The organism is Lactococcus sp. FSL K6-0773 (genome assembly GCF_038006485.1).
GTDB classification, from domain to species: Bacteria; Bacillota; Bacilli; order Lactobacillales; family Streptococcaceae; genus Lactococcus; species Lactococcus lactis.
This window is the reverse complement of the sequence record NZ_JBBOVF010000007.1, coordinates 1-6,856: the sequence shown is the minus strand read 5'-3', so window position 1 is coordinate 6,856 and position 6,856 is coordinate 1. Positions and strand designations below refer to the sequence as shown.

Here is a 6,856-nt window from a genome sequence, read left to right as displayed (position 1 = left end):
AGGACGATTCGATGCTTTTGACTTGTAAGAACAGGATTGAATGAAGCCATACTGTTCGCATATTTTTAGTGGATGAACAAACAAAATACGAGAGATTTTTTGTTCGTTCATCCATGGTTTTAGAAAAAAGAGGGACGATTTCGGAAGAAGAAAATCGTCTCTTTTTTTTCTTCTTTTTGTATGACAAAAAGAAAGATCTTTTGCCCATTTTATTTTTATAAAATGGGTAGGTGGCGTTTGCGTAAAGCAAATCGACACAATCCAAAGGGGATAAAAGGGGAAAGTGAAACTTCCCCCTTTTCAAGCCACATTGTAATACAAGAACGAAGTGTTTTGTATTACAATGTGATAGCTTGCAGTATTTATGGTTTTATATGGTCTATTTTGTTGTGAGGATTGTAACCGAATAGGGCGCAATACTTATTACAAAATCAATGACAAAGGGCGATTGAGGAATGAGCGCTGAGGCATTTTATTTTTAAAAAAAACTATTTATAAGTTCGAAATATGTATCACAACTTTAATACGTGCTATCCAACTTTAAGAGAAGAACATGGATTCTTAGAACTATTCTCTTTTTGGTTATTGCTGAAAGCAATTTCTGATATCTATTTTTTGAGGAAATTAACACCACTTTTTAGAGTGGTGTGTAAGTGCGCATTGTCCTTATTTCTTAACTTCTCAATGCAGATATTAAATTATTTTATAAATTTGAGCGTACTTTTTGGAACTTCATTGTTTTTAAAAGCCTTTTGTATTTTAGATGGGCTTTTTGACGCTTTACAGACCTTTTAAGGAGTTTTAAAACGAATCAGGTAAAACTTATTAGGACTAACACTTAAAAGTGCTTAGAAAGCAAAATATGAGCTTTTAGAATATCTCTTACTTTTATCTTTAAATAATCATTTTGCTATCCAGCGATAAAGATCAGCAAGTTCTATCAAAAGTTCTAATCGATTTTTTTATACCCTAGATAGCCATATAAGACTTTATAGGGCATTTTAATTTATTTCAGGTAACTTAATTATGGGTATTGATAAAAAGTGCTTAGAAAGCGAATTAGGTCATTCTGTACTTTTATGGTTTTAATCTTTTGACTTTTGCCTTACATTTTTAAAAAAATAAAAAAAGGCGAAGCCTTATATATATTTATCTTATATATTTTAATCTTTTATTCTTTTGCGTCAAAAAAAAGTGAGGTTTTACAAGGCTTTAAAGAATAATACAGCCACAAAAAACTGTGCATACAGCCACAAAAAACTGTGCATACAGCCACAAAAAACTGTGCATACAGCCACAAAAAACTTTTTAAAGTGGCTGTGTTTTGATACAATAAAAGCATGAAGAACAATTCTTTGGTCAGATTTTCTTCATGCCTATCTAAAATCACTCACAAAGGAGCAATTTTCTATGTCTAGTATAGCAAAAAATGAACACAATCAGAAGCAGGTGCAAATCTTGAATGAATTATCAAAACGAAAAGTAGTGGAGCATAATTCTTTAATTACCAGCATTGCCAAAATGGATAAAACCCCACTCAAAATGTTTGAGTTAGCCGTATCGTGCATTGATACCGAAGAACCACCAAAAGATCATACGGTTTATTTATCGAAAAACGAACTCTTTGCTTTTTTTAAGGTATCTGATAATGATAAACACACACGTTTTAAACAGGCAGTCGAGAACATGCAGAAACAAGCCTTTTTTAAAATCAAAGAAAAAAAAGAACATGGTTTTGAGTTTGAAAATATTGTGCCGATTCCCTATGTAAAGTGGACGGATTATCATGATGAAGTCACTATCCGATTTAGTCCTGAAATTATTCCTTATTTAATCAATCTCAAAAAGAATTTCACGCAACACGCTTTATCTGATCTAGCAGAACTCAATAGCAAATACTCTATTATCTTGTACCGCTGGTTATCCATGAATTACAACCAATATGAGCATTATAGCTATAAGGGCGGACGAAGAGAAGAACAAGTGGAAGCCTACCGCAACCCCACCATTTCCATGCGAGAATTACGAGAAATGACGGATACCATCAATGATTATAAACGTTTTACTCATTTTGAAACACGAGTTTTAAAAGAACCGTTGGAAGAAATCAATGCTCATACTTCTTTCAACGTTTCTTATGACAAGATAAAAAAAGGACGAAGCATTGATTCTATTGTCTTTCATATCACGAAAAAACGTCGAGCAGACGATAACAGTTATAAGCTGGATGATAAGAACCACAAAGAAGCGAAAGTTGAAAAAGAAGCAAATGAAGAAAAACTTGTATATCAAGCTATGCAAAGCAAATATACTAAATTATTGCTTGAAAATTTCCTTTTATCGCCTTATGAAATGACAGACCCAGCAATTATGGCAGGCTTGCAAAAAAATGTTTATCCAAAATATGATGAACTCAAAGTATTAAGAGGGCTAGAGGGAGTGAAGAAACACCTCTCTTACGTTCATGACAAACAAGAACCTTATTCAAAAGGGAACATTGCAAAGTATCTTAAAAAGTCAATTGATCAATACTTGCCAACTGTTAAATTACAAGACCTTGAACAACCAGAACGTGCAAAGGTTCGAGGTAAAGGAGCAAGCCATGAGTGAGAAGTTAAAAACCATAAAGGAACTTGCGGATGAGTTAGGTGTGAGTAAATCATATATTGATAAAATAATACGCATACTGAAATTGCATACTAAATTAGATAAAGTAGGTAATAAGTATGTGATTTCTAAAACACAAGAAAAGTCTATAAAAGATAGACTTCTTTCGTCTGAATCAACAACTAAATCACATACTAAATCGACAACTAAAACGCATACTGAAGTTGATTTTGAAGTCGATTTTTTGAAAGAAGAAATCTTATATCTTAGAAAGAGTCACGATAAACAATTGACCAACAAAGATAAGCAGATAGAAACTTTAAGTAATCTTTTAGATCAACAACAACGACTAGCCTTACAAGATAAAAAGTTGTTAGAAGAATACAAAGCAGAAAACGACAGATTAAAAGTTCTCAAAATGCCCTCACAGGAAACAGGATTCAAACACTTAGACAATCAATATAAAGATGAAGTGAACGCTCTTAAAGAGAAGTTGGAAAATTTGCAGGAACAAATCAAAGATCAAAAAAGGATAGAAGAACAAGAAAAACCAAGAAAATGGTGGGGACTATGGCGAAAATAGATGATTCAGTTAAAAAGAAAGTTCCAGAATTGCGATTTAAAGGATTCACGGATGAATGGGAACAGCGTAAGTTAGGGGATCTTGCTGAAATAAAAGATAGTGCAAGGATCCCCAATATAAAGTGGCAAAAAGAAGGGGTACCTTACTTACGCTCTAGTGATCTATCCTCAGAACACATTAAAGATGGATTATTTCTGTCTTTGGCAGACTATATGAAATATGATAAGATAACTGGTTCTCCTAAAAAAGGTGATTTAATTTTTGCGAGTGGTGGGGATATCGGACTCGCTATATACAAGCATGATTCTTTACCTATCTATGTTCAAGGGGGAAGTATCTTATATGTTAAAACATCAAAATGTGAAAATTTAGACGGTTTATTTTTAAAATATTCTTTTGCTTCCCCTAAAGTAAAAAAATATATTAGAAATGCTTCAACAGGAACGAGCTTAAAACATTTTGTTTTGAAACCAGCTAATGCTCTTCCAATATCATATCCAGATTTGATTGAGCAAGAAAAAATTGGTTCATTCTTCAAACAGTTAGACGATACTATCGCTCTTCATCAGCGTAAGTTAGATTTGTTGAAAGAACAGAAAAAAGGCTACTTGCAAAAAATGTTCCCTAAAAATGGTGCCAAAGTTCCTGAATTGCGATTTGCGGGGTTTGCTGACGATTGGGAAGAGCGTAAGGCTAAGGAAATGATAAAAACTCATCATTTTCGTTCATATTTAGCAGAGCCCAATGATGTTGGAAATTATGAAGTTATTCAACAAGGAGACAAACCTATTGCTGGATATGCTAATGGAGAACCGTTTGAATATTTTTACGATGTAACTTTATTTGGAGACCATACTGTTTCTCTATTCAAACCAACAAAACCGTTCTTTATAGCTACTGATGGAGTAAAAATCATTAGTGCGGATGAATTTGATGGCAGATATTTTTATGTGACATTAGAACGATATAAGCCAGCATCACAGGGATACAAGCGCCACTTTACGATACTCAAGAATGAAGATATTTGGTTTACAACAAACAAAGATGAACAGGTCAAAATCGGAACCTTCTTCAAACAATTAGACGAGACTATCGCTCTTCATCAACGTAAGTTGGATTTACTCAAGGAACAGAAAAAAGGCTTTTTACAAAAAATGTTCATTTAAAAAAATTAGGAGTCTAAACTATGGCAACTATACAAAAATATTTAAAGATAATTGCTAACATTTTTTTGGTGATGATAAGTATCTTACTAATCATTAGTTCATACTCCTCATGGAAAGAACAGAGAGAGTTTTCTAGAGGAGAAAAACGTATGGCTATTGCAAAAATTAAAGTGGATAGTCATCATGTTAAAACCTATAATTTCTCAGAAAATCCCTATGGAGTAGATGCTTATCAGTCAAAATTTAGAAATGGGGATGCAGTGAAAATCTATTTTCTAAAGCATAAACCATATGTCGTTTCTGAAAATCCTTATATAGTCCACTCAGCGCTTGAAATTATTGCTCCAATAATCTGGAGTGTCATATTAGGAACTATTCCAATATATAATATTTTAAGAAAAAAGGAGTAATCTATTATGGAACAAAAAAAACCAAATTTTATTAGAAGTATTAAGCAAACTAGCCTCTTTATATTAGGATTAATGGTGTTGAATGTATTAATAAAATTACTGTTTAATCAAAGTGATTTTCAAGACCTTAAAAAAGATTTTTTAGCATTGGACAATCGAGTATTAGGTATTTTTATTTTCTTACTTGTAATAATAGTCGGATGGATTATAGTCTCTCTCATTATTGGAAGTATCTACTATGTCATTCAAACGATCAAATATAAAAAAGTTGATTAATATCAGGGACTATATTTAGATAATCGCCCCTGTGAAAACCTATTAAAACAGTCCCCGTTATCTACTAGGTAGATAATGGGGGCTGTTTTTTTGTTTAAATGGTATAATGGATCATATATAGCAGGACTATTATTTCAAATCAAGCAAGGATTTAACCCAAAGAAAAAACGAAACCTACCTAACAAACTTTATTTAGCAGATTTAGAAGTTACAGCAAAAGACGTGTATATTAAAAAGGATTTTGCTAATAAAACGGCTGAAACCCTTGATATGAGCGGTACCGACAAAATGGCAGCCCGACAAGGTTTCCGTTATATTCTTTATAAAAGTGTTTAGCAGTTGGGAATCGTTGACAATTTAAAAATTTGTCTGCAGCTTCTTTTCTTTTAGTCTAAAATAGAGGTTAATAACTAACAGGGGAATTACTAAATGATCAAACCCGAAAAGACAATCAATGGAACCAAATGGATTGAAACGATTCAAATCAATGCCGAAGAACGGGCAACCCTCGAAGATCAGTATGGCATCGATGAAGATATTATTGAGTACGTCACTGATAATGATGAAAGTACTAATTATGTTTATGATATCAATGAGGACTACCAATTATTCATCTTTCTGGCGCCGTATGCCCTCGACAAAGATGCGCTGAGATACATTACCCAGCCATTTGGCATGTTGCTCCATAAGGGCGTTTTATTCACGTTTAATCAAAGCGGCATACCTGAAGTCAACACGGCACTTTACTCGGCATTGGATAATCCCGAGGTTAAGAGCGTCGATGCATTTATTCTGGAAACACTGTTTACAGTTGTTGTCAGTTTTATCCCAATTTCTCGCGCCATTACCAAGAAACGCAACTATTTGGATAAAATGTTGAACCGGAAGACGAAGAACAGTGACTTGGTTTCACTTTCATATCTTCAACAGACGTTGACCTTTTTGTCCAGCGCGGTCCAAACCAATCTCAGTGAACTCGATCGTTTGCCAAAGACCCATTTTGGTGTCGGTGCTGACCAAGATAAAATTGATTTATTCGAAGACGTGCAAATTGAAGGAGAACAGGTCCAACGGATGTTTGAGATTGAAACCCAAGTCGTTGACCGAATCGATCATACCCTCAACAGCCTTGCTAATAACAACCTGAACGATACAATGAAATTTTTGACAATTTGGTCACTGACCATGGCTGTGCCAACGATCATTACCGGATTCTATGGGATGAACGTGAAGAAACTCCCGTTAGCCGGGATGCAAGATGCTTGGATGCTGACTTTGGGGATTTCTGTCGCCTTGATTGTGGCGATGCTGATTATGCTGAAGTTCTGGCGGAAGATGTGATGGGTGAGTGACTTGCTGCTGGGTGGGGGACTTTTTTGGAATGTGTATAGTTGAGCAGTTATGCTATTTTGAGCACCCTTCGGCTTCTGAAATACGCTCCGACGACCCTGACCCCGGCCACATAAGACAAAAAATCCAGTAACGAACAAAAACCGTTCGCTACTGGATTTTCTGCCTTATGCTCTGGGGTCAACCCGGGTCTTGTCACGTGTTGGTGATCTATTAGGTATCAACTATCTAGGCACACGCACCATGCGTAAAACAGGCGCTTATCGGGTCTATACGCAGTCAAACTATAATATTGGTTTAGTGATGCATTTATTAAACCATTCAAGTGAAGCTATGACCTTAACGTATCTTGGATTAGATCAAGCTAGTCGAGAAACGATGTTAGACCAAATTGATTTTGGGTAATGAATGTTTAGAACTTAGTAGTCGTCCAAAAACGACTACTTTTTTTGTTGAATCGTCCA

The 6,856-nt window shown here is 34.7% G+C and carries 7 protein-coding genes and 1 pseudogene; all 8 read left to right on the top strand.

Annotated elements, in window-relative coordinates; translation table 11 throughout:
* Nucleotides 1-1,410 precede the first annotated feature (1,410 nt).
* Nucleotides 1,411-2,610: a RepB family plasmid replication initiator protein gene (locus MHB61_RS13790; RefSeq protein ID WP_021721720.1), complete on the top strand. Its 1,200-nt coding sequence runs from the start codon at nt 1,411-1,413 to the stop codon at nt 2,608-2,610.
* Complete coding sequence (locus MHB61_RS13785; RefSeq protein ID WP_137016291.1) at nt 2,603-3,190, top strand: hypothetical protein; 588 nt, start codon at nt 2,603-2,605, stop codon at nt 3,188-3,190. Before MHB61_RS13790 ends, MHB61_RS13785 begins: the two co-directional genes overlap by 8 nt.
* Complete coding sequence (locus tag MHB61_RS13780) at nt 3,178-4,356, top strand: restriction endonuclease subunit S (RefSeq protein WP_137016289.1); 1,179 nt, start codon at nt 3,178-3,180, stop codon at nt 4,354-4,356. Before MHB61_RS13785 ends, MHB61_RS13780 begins: the two co-directional genes overlap by 13 nt.
* 20 nt (nt 4,357-4,376) lie before the next feature.
* The gene (locus tag MHB61_RS13775) at nt 4,377-4,766 is read left to right on the top strand and encodes a hypothetical protein (protein ID WP_137016287.1); all 390 of its coding nucleotides are present in this window, start codon (nt 4,377-4,379) and stop codon (nt 4,764-4,766) included.
* Nucleotides 4,767-4,772: 6 nt separating this feature from the next.
* Nucleotides 4,773-5,042, top strand: a complete 270-nt coding sequence (locus tag MHB61_RS13770; RefSeq protein WP_137016285.1) for a hypothetical protein — start codon at nt 4,773-4,775, stop codon at nt 5,040-5,042.
* A 90-nt stretch (nt 5,043-5,132) separates the two neighbouring features.
* Complete coding sequence (locus MHB61_RS13765) at nt 5,133-5,378, top strand: hypothetical protein (protein ID WP_082231530.1); 246 nt, start codon at nt 5,133-5,135, stop codon at nt 5,376-5,378.
* A 93-nt stretch (nt 5,379-5,471) separates the two neighbouring features.
* Nucleotides 5,472-6,383: a magnesium transporter CorA family protein gene (locus tag MHB61_RS13760; protein WP_017865280.1), complete on the top strand. Its 912-nt coding sequence runs from the start codon at nt 5,472-5,474 to the stop codon at nt 6,381-6,383.
* Between the two features lie 195 nt (nt 6,384-6,578).
* Nucleotides 6,579-6,797 (top strand): annotated as a pseudogene (locus MHB61_RS13755) (site-specific integrase); the annotation flags it as partial.
* Nucleotides 6,798-6,856 lie beyond the last annotated feature (59 nt).